The sequence below is a fragment of the Gordonia sp. LMA167 genome, assembly GCF_058130025.1.
The window spans coordinates 1,808,679-1,823,683 of sequence record NZ_CM176708.1 but is presented as its reverse complement, the minus strand read 5'-3'; the positions used below and the strand labels follow the sequence as shown (position 1 = coordinate 1,823,683).

Annotated in this window: 15 protein-coding genes; 5 read left to right on the top strand and 10 right to left on the bottom strand. The window is 66.5% G+C overall.

The features are described 5' to 3' along the window. Positions 1 to 2: 2 nt before the first annotated feature. A complete protein-coding gene (locus ACVT6V_RS08155) occupies positions 3 to 1,100 on the top strand; it encodes a UDP-N-acetylmuramate dehydrogenase (RefSeq protein WP_489899302.1) in 1,098 nt (365 codons plus the stop codon). Between the two features lie 469 nt (positions 1,101 to 1,569). Here the strand turns inward: ACVT6V_RS08155 and ACVT6V_RS08150 are convergent, their stop codons facing one another. The 6 genes from ACVT6V_RS08150 to ACVT6V_RS08125 form a co-directional block, all read right to left on the bottom strand. After that, a complete protein-coding gene (locus ACVT6V_RS08150; RefSeq protein WP_489899301.1) occupies positions 1,570 to 2,643 on the bottom strand; it encodes an alpha/beta fold hydrolase in 1,074 nt (357 codons plus the stop codon). A 22-nt stretch (positions 2,644 to 2,665) separates the two neighbouring features. After that, positions 2,666 to 3,511 (bottom strand): MerR family transcriptional regulator, encoded by an 846-nt coding sequence (locus tag ACVT6V_RS08145; protein WP_489899300.1) that lies wholly within the window; start codon positions 3,509 to 3,511, stop codon positions 2,666 to 2,668. 59 nt (positions 3,512 to 3,570) lie between these two features. Further along, a complete protein-coding gene (locus ACVT6V_RS08140; protein WP_489900746.1) occupies positions 3,571 to 3,876 on the bottom strand; it encodes a DUF2516 family protein in 306 nt (101 codons plus the stop codon). A gap of 77 nt (positions 3,877 to 3,953) precedes the next feature. Then, positions 3,954 to 4,889, bottom strand: coding sequence for a heparin-binding hemagglutinin (locus tag ACVT6V_RS08135; protein WP_489899299.1), 936 nt, complete (start codon positions 4,887 to 4,889; stop codon positions 3,954 to 3,956). Between the two features lie 2 nt (positions 4,890 to 4,891). Beyond that, the gene (locus tag ACVT6V_RS08130; RefSeq protein WP_489899298.1) at positions 4,892 to 5,389 is read right to left on the bottom strand and encodes a helix-turn-helix domain-containing protein; all 498 of its coding nucleotides are present in this window, start codon (positions 5,387 to 5,389) and stop codon (positions 4,892 to 4,894) included. Positions 5,390 to 5,450: 61 nt separating this feature from the next. Beyond that, positions 5,451 to 6,803: a DUF445 domain-containing protein gene (locus tag ACVT6V_RS08125; protein WP_489899297.1), complete on the bottom strand. Its 1,353-nt coding sequence runs from the start codon at positions 6,801 to 6,803 to the stop codon at positions 5,451 to 5,453. 40 nt (positions 6,804 to 6,843) lie between these two features. On the opposite strand from ACVT6V_RS08125, the gene ACVT6V_RS08120 reads away from it, so the two are divergent. The 3 genes from ACVT6V_RS08120 to ACVT6V_RS08110 are packed head-to-tail and all read left to right on the top strand — an operon-like array spanning position 6,844 to position 9,369. Beyond that, the gene (locus ACVT6V_RS08120; RefSeq protein ID WP_489900745.1) at positions 6,844 to 7,692 is read left to right on the top strand and encodes a TetR/AcrR family transcriptional regulator; all 849 of its coding nucleotides are present in this window, start codon (positions 6,844 to 6,846) and stop codon (positions 7,690 to 7,692) included. After that, entirely contained in the window at positions 7,689 to 8,507 is an 819-nt protein-coding gene (locus ACVT6V_RS08115) for an SDR family NAD(P)-dependent oxidoreductase (RefSeq protein ID WP_489899296.1), read from the top strand. Before ACVT6V_RS08120 ends, ACVT6V_RS08115 begins: the two co-directional genes overlap by 4 nt. Continuing rightward, positions 8,500 to 9,369 carry a polyphosphate kinase 2 family protein gene (locus tag ACVT6V_RS08110; protein ID WP_489899295.1) on the top strand — a complete coding sequence of 290 codons (870 nt, stop codon included), beginning with the start codon at positions 8,500 to 8,502 and terminating at the stop codon, positions 9,367 to 9,369. Before ACVT6V_RS08115 ends, ACVT6V_RS08110 begins: the two co-directional genes overlap by 8 nt. Positions 9,370 to 9,375: 6 nt before the next feature. Here ACVT6V_RS08110 and ACVT6V_RS08105 read toward each other — a convergent pair whose 3' ends face one another. Further along, entirely contained in the window at positions 9,376 to 10,554 is a 1,179-nt protein-coding gene (locus ACVT6V_RS08105) for a benzoate/H(+) symporter BenE family transporter (RefSeq protein WP_489899294.1), read from the bottom strand. A gap of 72 nt (positions 10,555 to 10,626) precedes the next feature. Here ACVT6V_RS08105 and ACVT6V_RS08100 point away from each other — a divergent pair, with 72 nt between their 5' ends. After that, positions 10,627 to 11,154: a helix-turn-helix domain-containing protein gene (locus ACVT6V_RS08100; protein ID WP_489899293.1), complete on the top strand. Its 528-nt coding sequence runs from the start codon at positions 10,627 to 10,629 to the stop codon at positions 11,152 to 11,154. Between the two features lie 79 nt (positions 11,155 to 11,233). Here the strand turns inward: ACVT6V_RS08100 and ACVT6V_RS08095 are convergent, their stop codons facing one another. The 3 genes from ACVT6V_RS08095 to aceA form a co-directional block, all read right to left on the bottom strand. After that, a complete protein-coding gene (locus ACVT6V_RS08095; RefSeq protein ID WP_489899292.1) occupies positions 11,234 to 11,992 on the bottom strand; it encodes a heparin-binding hemagglutinin in 759 nt (252 codons plus the stop codon). 359 nt (positions 11,993 to 12,351) lie between these two features. Then, positions 12,352 to 13,236, bottom strand: coding sequence for a 3-hydroxybutyryl-CoA dehydrogenase (locus ACVT6V_RS08090; protein ID WP_489899291.1), 885 nt, complete (start codon positions 13,234 to 13,236; stop codon positions 12,352 to 12,354). Positions 13,237 to 13,393: 157 nt separating this feature from the next. Beyond that, the gene (gene aceA, locus ACVT6V_RS08085; RefSeq protein ID WP_489899290.1) at positions 13,394 to 14,689 is read right to left on the bottom strand and encodes an isocitrate lyase; all 1,296 of its coding nucleotides are present in this window, start codon (positions 14,687 to 14,689) and stop codon (positions 13,394 to 13,396) included. Positions 14,690 to 15,005 lie beyond the last annotated feature (316 nt).

Sequence of the window (15,005 nt, the reverse complement as noted above, 5' to 3'; positions counted from 1 at the left end):
GGGTGACCGACTCAGCGTCGAACCCCAGCGCTCCGCCGGCCCCGGACACCCGGCTGTCGTCGTTGACCACGCTGCGTCTCGGCGGGCCCGCGCGTGCGATCATCCGCTGCCCGCGTACCCGTGACCTGGTCGACGAGATCTCCGCACTGGACGAGTCCGGGGAACGCACCCTGGTGATCGGCGGGGGTTCCAATCTGGTGATCGCCGACGAGGGCTTCGACGGCACCGCCGTCGTCATCGAGAGCTCTCGCATCGACTTCGGCACCGGTCGCGAATCGGGCCGCGCGCACGTGACCGCGGACGCCGGCGTCAACTGGGATGAACTCGTCGCGACCACACTCGATGCGGGATTCGGTGGGCTGGAATGCCTTTCGGGCATCCCCGGCGCTGCCGGCGCGACGCCGGTGCAGAACGTCGGTGCGTACGGGGTGGAGGTCGCCGACCTGCTCCGCAGCGTCCATGTCCTTGATCGACGTTCCGGCGACCTGCGCTGGGTGTCACCGAACGAACTCGGCCTCGGTTACCGGACCAGCAATCTCAAGCACCGTGACGACCACGTGGTGGTCGCGGTTTCCTTCTGGCTCAACGACAACCGCGCCAGTCAGCCAATCCGATACCGCGAACTGTCGACGGCACTCGACGTCGAGGCCGGCGAGCGGGCCGACGGGTCAGCGGTGCGCGAGCAGGTACTCGCCCTGCGGCGGAGCAAAGGAATGGTCCTCGACCCCGCCGACCACGACACCTGGAGCGCGGGTTCATTCTTCACCAATCCGATACTGGCACCCGAGGATGCGGCACATACGCTGGATCGAATCCGCGATCGCGTCGGGAGTGGGATCACCATCCCCACCTACCCGGCCGGCGAGGGGCTCAAGCTCTCGGCCGGATGGCTGATCGAACGCGCGGGGTACGCGCGCGGCTACCCCGGGCCGGACTCGCCGGTGCGATTGTCGACCAAACACACTCTCGCACTGACGAATCGGGGTGACGCCACCACCGATGAACTCCTCGATCTCGCGCGCGACGTCCGGGACGGCGTCCGTCAGGCGTTCGGCGTGAGCCTGCACCCCGAACCGGTCCTGGTGAACTGCGAGCTCTGACCGCACCTCGCAAGCATCTCCCGATCCCTGAGGAGCCTCGCGAGGCGTCACCCCCCGATCCCTGAGGAGCGAAGCCTGCGAGAGTCTCGAAGGGGAAGAGCGAAGCGTCACCCCGATCCCTGAGGAGCGAAGCGTCACCCCCGATCCCTGAAGAGCGAAGCGTCACCCCGATCCCTGAGGAGCGAAGCGTCACCCCGATCCCTGAGGAGCGAAGCGTCACCCCCCGATCCCTGAGGAGCGAAGCGTCACGAAGGGCGGCCCTTCGTGATGGCCCTCCGCTGGCGCTCCGGGCCTCCTCAGGGACCGGGTGGCGACGCTCCCCGCACGCTCGACCTACTCAGGGACCGGGTGGCGACGCTCCCCGCACGCTCGACCTACTCAGGGACCGGGTGGCGACGCTCCCCGCACGCTCGACCTACTCACGGACCGGGTGGCGACGCATCCCCGCAGGCGTGGAGGCCCCTCTGCCCTAGCCGACCGGACTGGAGGTCCGCGCTGTCTCGGCCAGCACGGCGTCGAGCATCTCGTTGTAGGCGACGTCGGCCTCGATACTCGACATGTGGCCGATGCCCTCCAAGACGACGAGGTCACGCAGAGCATCGTTACGGCGCAACACGTCGGCCATCTGCTCGGCGTGCACGCGCGGGGTGAGCCGATCATGAGTGCCGACGACCACGGTCGTGGGCACTCGTAGTGCGTCCAGACCGGCGGTCACGTCGAGCTTGCCCATCGCCGATCCCCACCCGGCACGCGATCGGGGCGGGCAGGCCATGATCATCGCGTCCACGAAGTCGACGTGCGCTTTGCGCGCGCCTGGTCCCAGCGCGATGTAATGCGAGAGCACGGAACCCTGGCCGGTTCGCGGGAGCGGTACCGGCGCCGACGTGAACAGCTTGCCGACCGCCGCCTCGAACGGCTTCGTATAGCGAGGCAGATCGACCGGGATCAGCAGGTGGTTCTGCATGACCGCCTTGGCCGCGGTGGAGGTGAGGACGACGCCGGAGACCAACGACGCCACCTTTTCCGGATACTGCGCGGCCCACGACATGATCGTCATGCCGCCCATGCTGTGACCGACGAGAACCACGCGGCGACCGTCGGACACGACGCGCGACAGCACCGCGTCGAGGTCCTGGCCCAGCATCGCGATCGTGGGCCGAGTCCGGCCGAGTTGACTCAGACCGTGTCCCCGCTGGTCGTAGGCCACCACCTCGCGGGTGTCGGCGAGGTGATTGATCTGCGGATACCAGTACGCGATGTTGCAGGTCCAGCCGTGCACCATCACGACGACGTCGCCTTCGGAATCCGAGGCGTCCGTGGGTCCGTACCGTTCGACGTTGAGCCGCGCGCCGCCAACCGACTCGACGGCGATGCGTTCTGGCTCGACGCCGGGCACCGACAGCAGGTCGTCGGGGCCGTCGTCGACGGCGCGCTCGGCCCGGAACGCGTCGCGGAGCAGACCGGCGAAGATGGTGCCGATCCCGGCCGCGGCCACCCCTGCGCCCGCGGCGAACGCGGACAGCGCGATTGTTCGTTTCTTCATCTCGTCCCCCTCGTGGCCGATCTCAGTCGGAGCGATCTGTCCCGCTCGGTGCCGGGTCGGCGATGTCATCGATGTCTGGGTGGTCAACGTCGGCGGTGCGGTCGAGGTTGCCGGCATCGGACTCGGTGTTGCCGACGTCACCGTCCGCGGTGGACGCGTCGAAGTAGGTGCTGGCCTCGCCGATCGCCACCGAGATCTGCTGGTCGAGCGCTCTGCGGAAGGTGGTCTCGACGATCTCGTGGGCCATCGGCCGAACCGTCTGGATGAGCTCGGCCATCTTGCTCACCTGCTCCTCGCCGAGGTCCGGTAGGTTCTCGTCGAAGTACTTGTCGGTGATGATCGAGACGAAGCTCTTCGCCACGTCCTCGAGGTCGTCCTGGACCCGCACCCACCGATCGAGCAGGACGTCGATGTCGATGCCGGCTTTCACCAGGGTCTCCGCGCCCTCGAGCAGCTCGGGGTTGCGGATCGCGTAGTGCGCACCGTCCTTGGCGAGCAGCCCGAGCTTCTGGCTCAGCGCGATCGACCGGTCGGTGGCGTTCAGGGTCTTGCGCAGTTCGGTGATGGTGATCGTGGCAGCTCGTTTGAAGTTGCGGAACCGACCGCCCTTGGGCGCGCCGCGCAGCACATGCTCGACACGCATCCCGTGATGGGCGGCCTGCAGCAGCTCGCTGATGGTGGCAAAGGTGTACCCACGCTCGAGCATGCGGGATATCAGATTCAGGCGAACGAGGTGCTCATCGGAGTACCAGCCGGTCCGCCCGCGGATCGTCGGCGGCGGCAACAGTCCGCGGTCTTGGTAGACGCGGATGTTCCGCACGCTGACCCCTGACGCCTGCGCCAGGTCGTTGATCCGGTACTCGGCCACGCCGCCAGTCTATTCAGTCAGCCACCGTCAGCCCTAAGCGACCGGCCGACCACATGGCGTCAGGCTTTCTTGCTGAACCACCTTTTGCCCTGGATGTCATCGACGCGAGGACGCACGTCGACGATGTAGACGAGCATCGCCACCACACCGATGATGCCGAGGAAGCCGACTGCGCCGAACAACCAGATGAACAGCGTTGCGGCTGCCAGGATCGACACCCAGATGACCTTGCTCTGTCGGTCGACGGCCGGGAACGCATCCTTGCGCTGCAACGCAGCGTGGATCAGGGCAATCGCCGACGCGATACCGGCCACCAACGTGAGCAGCAGCAGGATCAGGTTCTGCCCGTAGGCCATCACACTCATCAGGTCCACGACACCAGCTTAGACATGTCGACGGACTGCGCGATTCGGGCGAACGCCTCAGACCGTCTGCACAGCGATCAGGCCTGTCGCGGCGCGGCCTTCTTGGCAGTCGTCTTCTTGGCGGTTGTCTTCTTCGCGGTTGTCTTCTTGGCCGGCGCTTTCGCGGCGGTTGCCTTGGCAGCCGCCTTCTTGGCAGCCGTCTTCGTGGCCGACGCTTCGGCAGTCTTAGTGGCGGCGGTCTTCTTGGCGGCGGTCTTCTTGGCGGCTGCCTTCTTCGCCGGCGCCTTGACCGACTCCGCCTTCTTCACCGCAGCTTTCTTGGCCGGCACATTCGCAGCAGCGGCCTTCTCACCAGCAGCCTTTTTCGCAGCGGCCTTCTTGGCCGGAGCCTTGACCGACTCCGCCTTCTTGGCCGCGGCCTTCGTCGCCGGCGACTTCTTCGCCGGCGCCTTCTTCGCGGCAGTCTTCTTCGCCGGAGCCTTCGGCTTGTCGAGCACCACTTCGTCGGCCTTCCCCGGCGCCAGACCGGCCAATGATGCGGCCCGCTCGCCGACCGCACGGGTCTGCCCGGAGATGGTGCCGAGAGCATCCTCGGTGAGCCCCACGGCGTCGTTGTAGACCTTCTCCAGCTTGGGCAGGTTCTCCTCGACGAGTGGTTGCGTCTTGAGCTTCTCGACCACTTCTTCGCCGCGTTCGGACAGCGCCGTGAGCAGGCCTGCGGCCACCGCCAGGTATGCCTCGGCCACCTTACGGAGTTCCTCCGGGCTGAATCGCGCGATCAGATCGTCGATCTCGGTCGGCATCTCGACCGGCAACGACGACAGTTTCGTCCGCGCATCCTCGAACAATGAGAGTGCCGAATCCCGGGTCACATCCACTCGATTCTGCGCGATGGCCTGGGCATCGCCGAGACGCTTCTGCGCCTCCTCCCCGGCCGCCTCACTCCGTTCGCGGAGGTCGGTGAGCAGTGCGGTCACCTGCTCGATGACCGTGTTCAGTGGGTTCTCCGGCATGTTCACTCCTTGACGTCGATGTTCTCTCTCCTGAACGACTCATAGATCTCGAGCAGCATCTGCTTCTGACGTTCACTGATCGAGTCATCGGCGAGGAGCGCGTCGCGTACCGGGCTGGCGGGACGCTCCTCGAGGATTCCGGCCCGGACGTACAGCACCTCCGCGGAAAGGCGCAGACCCTTCGCGATCTGGGCCAGGACATCGGCAGACGGCTTACGCAGGCCCCGCTCGATCTGGCTCAGGTACGGATTGCTCACGCCGGCGCGTTCGGCGAGCTGCCGCAGCGACACCTCGGCGGCGATTCGCTGGGTGCGGATGAATCCGCCGATGTCCTGCGCCGCCGTGGCAACCGCATCCTGAGCGGCCGTGGCCACCGCCTCCACGGTTTCCACCGCGCCACCGGAGCTGCTGTCATCCTCCACGTCTTGCGGCGCAACCGACGGCACCTCGGCCGACGGCTGTTGGCCGTCTGCATCCTCGGGGTCCTCGACCGGCTTCATCACACTCCCGTTTCGTCTTCATCAGTATCGGCCGGGTGTGCTAGCACGTGCAAGCAAACCGCTAACCGAAGATCAGTACCGACACCGTGTAGATCGCGAGACCGGCCAGTGCGCCGACGACCGTCCCGTTGATCCGGATGAACTGCAGGTCACGTCCGACCTGCAACTCGATCTTCCGGCTGGTGTCGTCGGCGTCCCAACCGCGCACCGTCTCGGTGATCACCGCGATGATCTCCTGGGAGTAGTTGGCAGCGATGTGGCGGGCAGCGCGCACCACCCAGCCGTTCATCTTCTCCTGCAACGGACGATCGTCGCGAATCCGGATCGCCAGGCGGATCGCCGCATCCGACAACGAGTTCCGCAGCGTGCTGTTCGGGTCGGTGAGCATCTGCTCGATGACCGCCTTGCCGGTCTTCCACGCGGTCGACGCCGCATCGGAGACCTCGTCGCGCCCGATCAGTTCCTGCTTGATGTTCTCGAACCGAGCGATCATCTCCGGATCGTGCTGCAGGTCGTCGGCGAACTGCTCGACGAACTGATGCATCGACCGACGCAGCTGATGCTGCGGATCGGTCTTCACCTTGTAGGTGAAGTCGACCAGTTCCCGATAGATCTTGTCACCGAGCAGCACGTTGACGAACTTCGGCTTCCACGACGGCCCGACGTCCTGATCGACCACCCGATCGATCAGATCCTGGCTGCCGAGGGCCCAGTCGTGGGCGCGATCGCAGGCCAGCTGGAACACCGGTTCGAGCCGGTCCTCGGCGATGAGCTGTTCGAGGATCCGGCCGAGCGGCTGCGCCCACTCCGGCTCCCCCGCCCATCGGATCGCATGCTCGATCAGCTGCTCGATGTCCTCGTCGCGCAGCATCTCCGCGGCGAGCGAGATGAGCCGCGCCGCCTCGTCGGAGACCCGCGGCGCGTTGACGGGGTCGGCGAACCACGACGACAGCCGGCGCGGGAGGTCGAGGCTCTCGGCCCGGTGTTCGATCACCTCCGGCGTCATGAAGTTCTCTTCGATGAAGCCACCGAGCTGGTCGCCGATGTCGTCCTTCTTCTTCCGGATCAGCGCGGTGTGCGGGATGGGCAGACCGAGCGGGTGTTTGAAGAGCGCGGTCACCGCGAACCAGTCGGCGAGCGCACCCACCATGCCCGCCTCGGATGCCGCGCGGACATACCCCACCCAGGCCGCGACGTCGACGCCGTCACGGTGCTCGAGATAGCGCGTGAACAGGTAGATGACGGCGGCGAGCAGGAGGAACCCGGTCGCAACCGCCTTCATTCTGCGCAGGTCACGGCGACGCGAAGGATCGCCCGCGCTGTCGGCCCCGAAGCCGGGAGACGTCCGCGGCGGCCCCGCCGCGGCAGGACCATCCGACCGATCGGATACGTCCGAAATGACTGTTGGCGGCATTGGACCAGTTTTACCCCCCACCCACTACGCTAGCCAGGTGATGCCCAACCGCCCGAGTCCCGCGGCTGCCGCTCGCGCCGCCGTGGCCGCCGCCGCGAATGTGACCCGGGGCCTCGAACACGCGTTGTTGGGTTCGGGTGGCGACCAAGTCGACAAGCCCGACGGCCGTCGCCAGCGGTGGGAAAAGCACAAGGCCGCCCGGCGCACAGAACTCATCGACGGCACGATGGACGCGGTCCGCACCCTCGGTCCCGACGTCGGGATGGACGAGATCGCCACCCACATCGGGGTGTCCAAGACCGTGCTCTATCGGTACTTCTCCGACAAAAACGACCTCGGCGTGGCCACTGCGGTCCGGTTCTTCGAGACGACGCTGCTCCCCAGCCTGACCGACGCGATCACCGACGACGTCGACGAGTACACGCTGACCCGGACCGTCATCGGCGTCTACGTGGAAGCGGTCGCCGACCAGCCCAACCTGTACAAGTTCGCGCTCAGTGGCACACCGGCATCCGCGGCCACCGCGGACTCGGAGAAGCTGGTGGCCCAACTGATGACCAATGTGCTCGTGATGCGGATGGCCGAGCGCGATGCCGACACCTCGGGCGCCGCGGTCTGGTCCAATGCCCTCGTCGGGGCGATCCAGCGCGCCGTGGACTGGTGGATGGCGGACCGGTCCATCCCGGTCGCGGACCTGATCGACTACCTGACCATGTTGTCGTGGAGTTCGATCGTCGGGATCGCCGCGGTCAACGGGTCGCGCGAGGCGTTCGTGGCGGCGCCGCCACCCCTCCCCGATCCGACGGATCTTCCGCGCCCACGCGCGACCACCGACAGCAAGGCGGATTCCGAGAACATCGTGCACCTCGAGGACGTGGAGACCGAATGAGCCGTACCGCACTGGTCACGGGTGGCAGCCGCGGCGTCGGGAAGGGCGTCGCCACCGCACTCGTCGAAGCGGGATGGTCGGTCTTCGTGACGTCGCGGCACGGGACCGGCCCGGACGGGGCGACGGCACTGGCGTGCGACCACACCGACGACGACGCCGTCGCGGAGGTCTTCGCCCACCTCGAACGCAACACCGACGGCCTCGATCTGCTGGTCAACAACGCTTGGGCGGCGCCCAAGGGTTTCGGCGGATTCTCCGACCGTTTCTGGGAGCGGCCGGTCGACGATTGGGACACGCTGATCGGCGTGGGTCTGCGAGCGCACTACGTCGCTTCGGTGCATGCGGCCCGGATGATGGTCGATCGCGGCACCGGACTGATCGCGTCGATCTCGTCGTTCGGCTCACGTGGACACCTGCATTCGGTCCTGTACGGCATGAGCAAGAGCGGTCTGGACAAGATGGCCTTCGACATGGGGCATGAGCTGCACGGAACCGGGGTGACCGCGGTGTCGCTGTGGCTGGGCCTCATCCGGACCGAACTGCTGCTCTCACTGGGAGTCGACGAGTTCGCCGGGTTTTCGCTACAGCGGGCCGAGGACCCCGAGTTCGTCGGACGTGTCATCGCCGCGCTGGCCGACGACCCCGACCTGGCCGAACGCAACGGGCATACCCTGGTGACCGCCGAACTCGGTGCGGCGTATGGCATCACGAACAACGACGGCACCCCGCCGGACTCCCATCGCGACGCGTTCGGCGGCGGGCCGTTGTTTCCGCCTCGCGCATCTGTGATCAAGGAGCAGAACGTTCATGGGTGAGCACGACACGAAGTCGGGCTGGGCGACGCCGGCGGCCGAAGCGCTGCGGGTCACTGCGACCGGGCCGATCGCCGAGTTCGATCCGTCCTCCACACCGGGTTTCACGGACGACAAGGACGACGGCGAGGAGTTGCTGACGGAACGAGGCCAGGTGCTCGCCGACCTCCAGGAACTCCTGTACGCCAACGGGAGGTCGGGCGACCATCGCTCGGTGTTGCTGGTCCTGCAGGGCATGGACACCGCGGGTAAGGGCGGGATCGTGCGCCACGTCGGCGGAATGGTCGACCCACAGGGGCTGTCCATCAAGGGTTTCGGCAAGCCGACACCGGAAGAGCTGTCGCATGACTTTCTCTGGCGAATCCACAAGGCGCTGCCGCCGGGCGGGCGGATCGGCATCTTCGACCGCTCCCATTACGAGGACGTGCTGCCGGTTCGCGTGCACAATCTGGTTCCGCGATCGGAGTGGGAGAACCGGTACGCGGTCATCAACCAGTTCGAGCGTGACCTCGTGGCGTCGGGGACCACGACCATCAAGTGCTGCCTGGTGGTGTCGAGGTCCAAGCAGAAGAGTCGCCTCACCGAGCGCCTGGAACGAGAAGACAAGCACTGGAAATACAATCCCGGTGACATCGACGAGCGCGCCTTCTGGGATTCCTATCTCGAGGCGTACCAAGCGATCTTCGACCGTTGCGACACCGATTCGGCGCCCTGGTACCTCATCCCGGCCGACCGGAAGTGGTTCTCACGACTCGCGGTCTGCGAACTGCTCATCCACGCGCTCGAGGGCCTCGACCTCACCTGGCCCCGGGCCGACTTCGACCTCGAGGTGGAAAAGAAACGTGTTGCCGCACTGAGCGATTGAACATTCCTATCGACCTCTCAGCACTGCATACGCCAGCAGACCGATCATCAATCCCCAGAACGCGCCACCGATCCCGAAGAAGGTGACGCCCGAGGCGGCGGCGACGAACGTCAGCGCAGCGGGAACGCGCGTGTGCACCGCCGTGAAGGCGCCGACGATCGCCGCGGCGAACGTGCCCAGAAGCGCCAGTCCGGCAACGGCTTCCACGAGTCCGCCCGGGGCGATGGCCGCGATGGTGACCAGCGTTCCGGACAGTCCCGCCAGGACGAAGTACGTGATTCCCGCGGACACACCGGCGATCCATCGGCGCGACCGGTCAGGTCCGGCCTCATCGCCTGCGGCCAGCGCCGCCGACAGCGCGGCGAGGTTGATCGCGTGACCGCCGAACGGCGCCGCTACGATCGTCCCCATCCCCGTGACGCTCATCGCGGCGCGCCACGGCGTCGCGTACCCGAACGACGAGAGCACCGCGACGCCCGGGATGTTCTGGGACGCCATGGTCACGATGTACAGCGGCACCGCGATGCCCACGATCGCCCCGACGTCGAGGTGCGGAACCGTGATCGTCAGGGTGGGAAGCCAATGGGCCGTGGTCGTGCTGCCGGCTCCACGCACGGCGACATACGCCCCGATGACCAGCAACGCCGTGGCCAAGGTGAGTGGCAACGCCCACCGCGGCAGCCACCGCGTCGCGATCAACCACACCGCGAGCACGGGGACGGTGAGCAGCGGCTCGGCGACCAACGAGTGCATCGGGGCCAGACACAGCGTGAGCAGCACACCGGCCAACATCGCCTGGGCGATCGCTGTCGGGATCCGCGAGATCAACTCGCCGAGCACCGGTATCAGTCCGGTGAGCACGATCAGCACCCCGACCACCGCGAACGCGCCGACGGCGGCGGCCCAACCCGCGTGATAAGAGGCACCCATGCTCGCGAGCAGGGCGGCGCCAGGAGTCGACCATGCGAGCGTGACAGGCGCGCGCGACCGAACACAGAGCACGATGATGCCGAGCCCGAAGAGAACCGTGAGCGCGAGTAGTCCCGAGGCCGCCTGTTCCGGCGAGGCGCCGACAGCCTGAAGACCCGCGATGACCACCGCGAACGACGACGTGAACCCGACGAGTGCGGTGACGATGCCCGCGACGATGGGTTGCTGCAGCCGGGATTGTGCTGTGATGGTCACCCGAGCGAGAATACCCGAAACGTTCCGTAAACAGAACGCCACCGCGTCCCGACGAGAGTGAGAGCGTCCAGAGTGAGTGTCGAACGACGCCGACAAGCCGTCGGCAATCGCATCGCCGCGTTGCGTAACGACCGCGGGCTCTCCCTGTCCGAGCTCGCGCGACGTGCCGGCATCGGCAAGGGCTCCTTGTCCGAGATCGAGACCGGACAGCGCAATCCGACGCTCGACACGCTGTACGCCGTCGCAGGCCCGCTCGGCGTCCCGCTGACCGCGTTGCTCGGCGAGGAGGCCGGGACCGAGGGCAGCGGCGAGCACCTCCGGGCGCAACTGCTGCATGTGGAGCATCACGCCGACGGCTCGACCACCGAGGTCTTCTGGCTGACGGTGTTGCCCGGCGGAACCCGCGTCTCGCCCGCCCACGGGCCGGGCGTGAGCGAGCACGTGCTCGTGGTGACCGGGATTCTCACCGCCGGACCGGCCGGATTCGAGGCACACGCGGAGCCGGGCGAATCGTTGCGATGGCTCAGCGACTCCGACCACACCTATCGCAGCGACGACGGCGCCACCGCCGTGCTGACCATCCGTTCACCGTCCCGCTGACGCACCCCGGACAGCATTCGACCCCGCTCGCGGTGGCGCGAGCGGGGTCGAATGATCTTTACCGAGAACTTATCTCAGGTCAGCTGGTCGCCTTCTTGGCCGGAGCCTTCTTGGCGGGAGCCTTCTTGGCCGGAGCCTTCTTGGCGGCCGCGACCTTCTTGGCCGGCGACGCATTGGATGTACGAGCCTTCGCCTCGACCGTGCCTGCGGCGCCACCGATCTCGGAGGCGACGTCAGCGGTTTCGCTCTTGATGGTCTCGCCGGCCTCTTCGATGTCGGCGGCGACGTCCTCGACCTTGCTGCTCACGATGCCGGTGAGCTTGGCCGCCCGCTCGCCGACCCCACGGGTCTGCGAGGAGACGACGCCGAGAGCGTCCTCGGTCAGGTCGACGGCCTCGTTGTAGTACTTCTCCGCGCGACCCAGGTTCTCCTGGACGACCGGCTGCTGACGCAGACGCTCGACGGTCTCCTCGCCACGCTCGGCGAGCGAGTTGTAGAACTCGGTCGCGGTGTCGAGATAGCCCTCGGCAACCTTGCGCAGTTCCTCGGTGCTGATCTTGCCGCGCAGCTCCTCGATGCCGGCCGGAACGTCCTCGGGCAGCGAGTTGATGCGTGTCTTGGTCTCTTCGAAGCGCGCCTGCGCGGTGGTCTTGGTCTCCTCGAAGCGCGCCTGCGCGGTGCCCCGGGTCTCCTCGAGACGGGCCTGCGCGGATTCGGTCGCGGCCTCGGTGCGCTCGCGCAGCTGCGCGATGATGTCGTTGAACTGGGTGACGACGTAGTCACCTGCGCCCACGGCGGCGTAGATCGGGTTGGCCAGCGTGCGTGTCGATTCGCTCACAGCTAACTCCTTCAAGTCATATGTGCGGTTGATTGTGTTGGTCACCAATTGCGCTGCGGCGTTGAACGCTGCGGCGCCGGGTTACCGGATGGCCACCCCACGGGCCATCCGACGTGTCGTCCATGTCGACGGCGTTTTCGGTGCCGCTTCCTTGGTTCCACTAACCAGTATCCACGTCTTGCTAGCAAATGCAAGCAGAGTGCTAGCGCAGGTGGGAGATGTCACGTCTCGTTGATCTGTTGTCTACACAGATGACAAAGACCGCCCGGCGAACGGGCGGGTGTGGCGCCGCATGCGAACGGGGGCGGGCCGGGCCGGCGGCTCGATGCGGCCGCGCGACCAACGCAGGTGCGCTGAGCTCAGCGATTCGAGCCGTTCTCGCCGTAGTGGTAGAAACCGCGACCGGCCTTCTTGCCGATCCGGCCCGCCTCCACCATGCGCAGCAGCAACGGCGGCGGCGAGTAGAGGGGTTCCTTGAACTCCTCATACATCTTGTCCGCGATGGCCTTCACGGTGTCGAGCCCGACGAGGTCGGCGAGTTTCAGTGGACCCATCGGGTGTGCGCAGCCCAGGACCATCGCCTTGTCGATGTCCTCGGCGGTGGCAAAACCGCTCTCCGCCATACGGATCGCCGACAGCAGATACGGCACCAGGAGGGCATTGACGACGAAGCCGGAGCGGTCGGCCGACCGGACGACCTGCTTGCCGAGCACGTCATGGGCGAAGGCCTCTGCCCGTTCGGTGACCTCCGGCGTGGTCATGAGGGTGGTGACGAGCTCGACGAGCGGCAGCACCGGTACCGGGTTGAAGAAGTGAAGGCCGATCACCCGATGGGCATTGGCCGTGGCCATGCCCAGCTTCATGACCGGGATCGACGACGTATTGGAGGCCAGCACGGCGTCGGGATCGGTGACGATCTTGTCGAGCTCGGTGAAGATCTCGGTCTTGACCGCCTCGTCCTCGACGACGGCCTCGCAGACGAGTTGACGGTCGGCGAAATCCCCGAGGTCAGAGGTGAACCGAAGGCGACCCGAGGCCTGCTCACGCTCCCGCTGGGTCAGTTTGCCGCTCGAGACACCACGGTCCAACGATCGCAGGATGCGAGCGCGACCTGCCGAGGCGAGTTCGCGGGTGGACTCATAGACCAGCACATCGGCGTGCGCGCGTGCACACACCTCGGCGATCCCGGCCCCCATCTGTCCCGCACCGACGACGCCCACCCGGGAGATCTTCTCGCTGGCCATGAACGCTCCTGAAATGCTTACGTGACAACAGATCCGGCGAGATGCGGGTAACCCTGCAGGGGTACGGGCAAACCCGCCGATATGCCAGCAGGCGGCCCGCAGCGATAGCCGCGGACCGCCTGACAGCTCGCTAAATTCCGGAGAGGCGGATCAGCTCCTAGTGGAACTGGCCTTCCTCGGTCGAACCCTTCAGCGCGGTGGTCGAGCTGGTCGGGTCGACGGTGGTGGCGATATTGTCGAAGTAGCCGGCGCCGACCTCACGCTGGTGCTTGACGGCGGTGAAGCCACGCTCATCGGCTGCCTTGAACTCGCGGTTCTGCAGGTCGACGAAGGCGGTCATCTGCTCGCGGGCGTAGCCGTAGGCCAGGTCGAACATGCCGTAGTTGAGCGAGTGGAAGCCGGCCAGCGTGATGAACTGGAAGGTGAAGCCCATGGCGCCCAGCTCGTTCTGGAACTTGGCGATGGTGCTGTCGTCGAGGTGCTTGCTCCAGTTGAAGGACGGGCTGCAGTTGTAGGACAGCAGCTGGTCCGGGAACTCGGACTTGACGGACTCGGCGAACTTGCGGGCGAGCTCGAGATCCGGGGTACCGGTCTCCATCCAGATCATGTCCGCATAGGGGGCGTACGACTTCGCACGCGCGATGCAGGGCTCGATGCCGTTCTTCACGTGGTAGTAGCCCTCGGCGGTGCGCTCACCGGTCACGAACGGCTTGTCGCGATCGTCGACGTCCGAGGTGATGAGGGTTGCGGCCTCGGCGTCGGTGCGGGCGATGACCACGGTCGGGACGTTGGCGACGTCAGCGGCCAGACGGGCCGCGCTCAGGGTGCGGATGTGCTGCTGGGTGGGGATGAGCACCTTGCCACCGAGGTGACCACACTTCTTCTCCGACGCGAGCTGATCCTCCCAGTGGGTACCGGCGGCGCCCGCGGCGATCATGGCCTTCTGCAGCTCATAGACGTTGAGTGCACCACCGAAGCCGGCCTCACCGTCGGCGACGATCGGCACGACCCAGTTGTCCACCGAGTCGTCGCCCTCGACGCGGGCGATCTCGTCGGCACGCAGCAGCGCGTTGTTGATACGACGCACAACGCTCGGCACCGAGTTCGCCGGGTAGAGCGACTGGTCGGGGTAGGTGTGCCCGGAGAGGTTCGCGTCGCCGGCGACCTGCCAGCCGGAGAGGTAGACGGCCTTGAGGCCCGCACGGACCTGCTGGACGGCCTGGTTACCGGTCAGTGCACCGAGTGCGTTGATGTAGCTCCCGTCGCCCTTGGTGACGCCGTCCCAGAGGATCTCGGCGCCGCGGCGGGCGAGGGTCTGCTCCTCGACGACCGAGCCCTGCAGCTCGGCGACCGACTCGGCGGTGTAGTCGCGGGTGATGCCCTTCCAACGCGGATTGGTGTCCCAATCCTGCTGGATCTCGGCGGCGGTACGTGGCTTTCCGACGTTGCTCATTGCCTACTTCGCTTTCGTTGTCCTGCTTCGCCCCGGTGGCGCCCGGGACGGTCTGCTGACAGACAGAGCTCTCGCGACGAGAATCTGTGGCGCAAATTGTGCGAACAAATCCGCGTCATCCGGCGGTGTCTGAGACAAGGGTGCCATACGACAAACACGCTGGTCCAACCCCTGAGAGATGCAAAATCGGGCCATATTTCGGTGTGGTTTTGCAAATTTTGCGAATCATCGGATGCGAAAGTTGTGGGTTCGCATCCCAAAAAGTACGCGCGTACTGCGTTTTTGCCAGCCTACCGGTTCTCGCGAGCGGCGTCCC

Coding starts and splice junctions, on each gene's coding strand:
- ACVT6V_RS08130 (WP_489899298.1), bottom strand. CDS start 5,389: ATGAAGCCGGTCGAGGACCCCGAGGATGCAGACGGCCAACAGCCGTCG.
- ACVT6V_RS08120 (WP_489900745.1), top strand. CDS start 6,844: ATGCCCAACCGCCCGAGTCCCGCGGCTGCCGCTCGCGCCGCCGTGGCC.
- ACVT6V_RS08135 (WP_489899299.1), bottom strand. CDS start 4,889: ATGCCGGAGAACCCACTGAACACGGTCATCGAGCAGGTGACCGCACTG.
- ACVT6V_RS08125 (WP_489899297.1), bottom strand. CDS start 6,803: ATGCCGCCAACAGTCATTTCGGACGTATCCGATCGGTCGGATGGTCCT.
- ACVT6V_RS08110 (WP_489899295.1), top strand. CDS start 8,500: ATGGGTGAGCACGACACGAAGTCGGGCTGGGCGACGCCGGCGGCCGAA.
- ACVT6V_RS08090 (WP_489899291.1), bottom strand. CDS start 13,236: ATGGCCAGCGAGAAGATCTCCCGGGTGGGCGTCGTCGGTGCGGGACAG.
- aceA (WP_489899290.1), bottom strand. CDS start 14,689: ATGAGCAACGTCGGAAAGCCACGTACCGCCGCCGAGATCCAGCAGGAT.
- ACVT6V_RS08150 (WP_489899301.1), bottom strand. CDS start 2,643: ATGAAGAAACGAACAATCGCGCTGTCCGCGTTCGCCGCGGGCGCAGGG.
- ACVT6V_RS08115 (WP_489899296.1), top strand. CDS start 7,689: ATGAGCCGTACCGCACTGGTCACGGGTGGCAGCCGCGGCGTCGGGAAG.
- ACVT6V_RS08140 (WP_489900746.1), bottom strand. CDS start 3,876: ATGAGTGTGATGGCCTACGGGCAGAACCTGATCCTGCTGCTGCTCACG.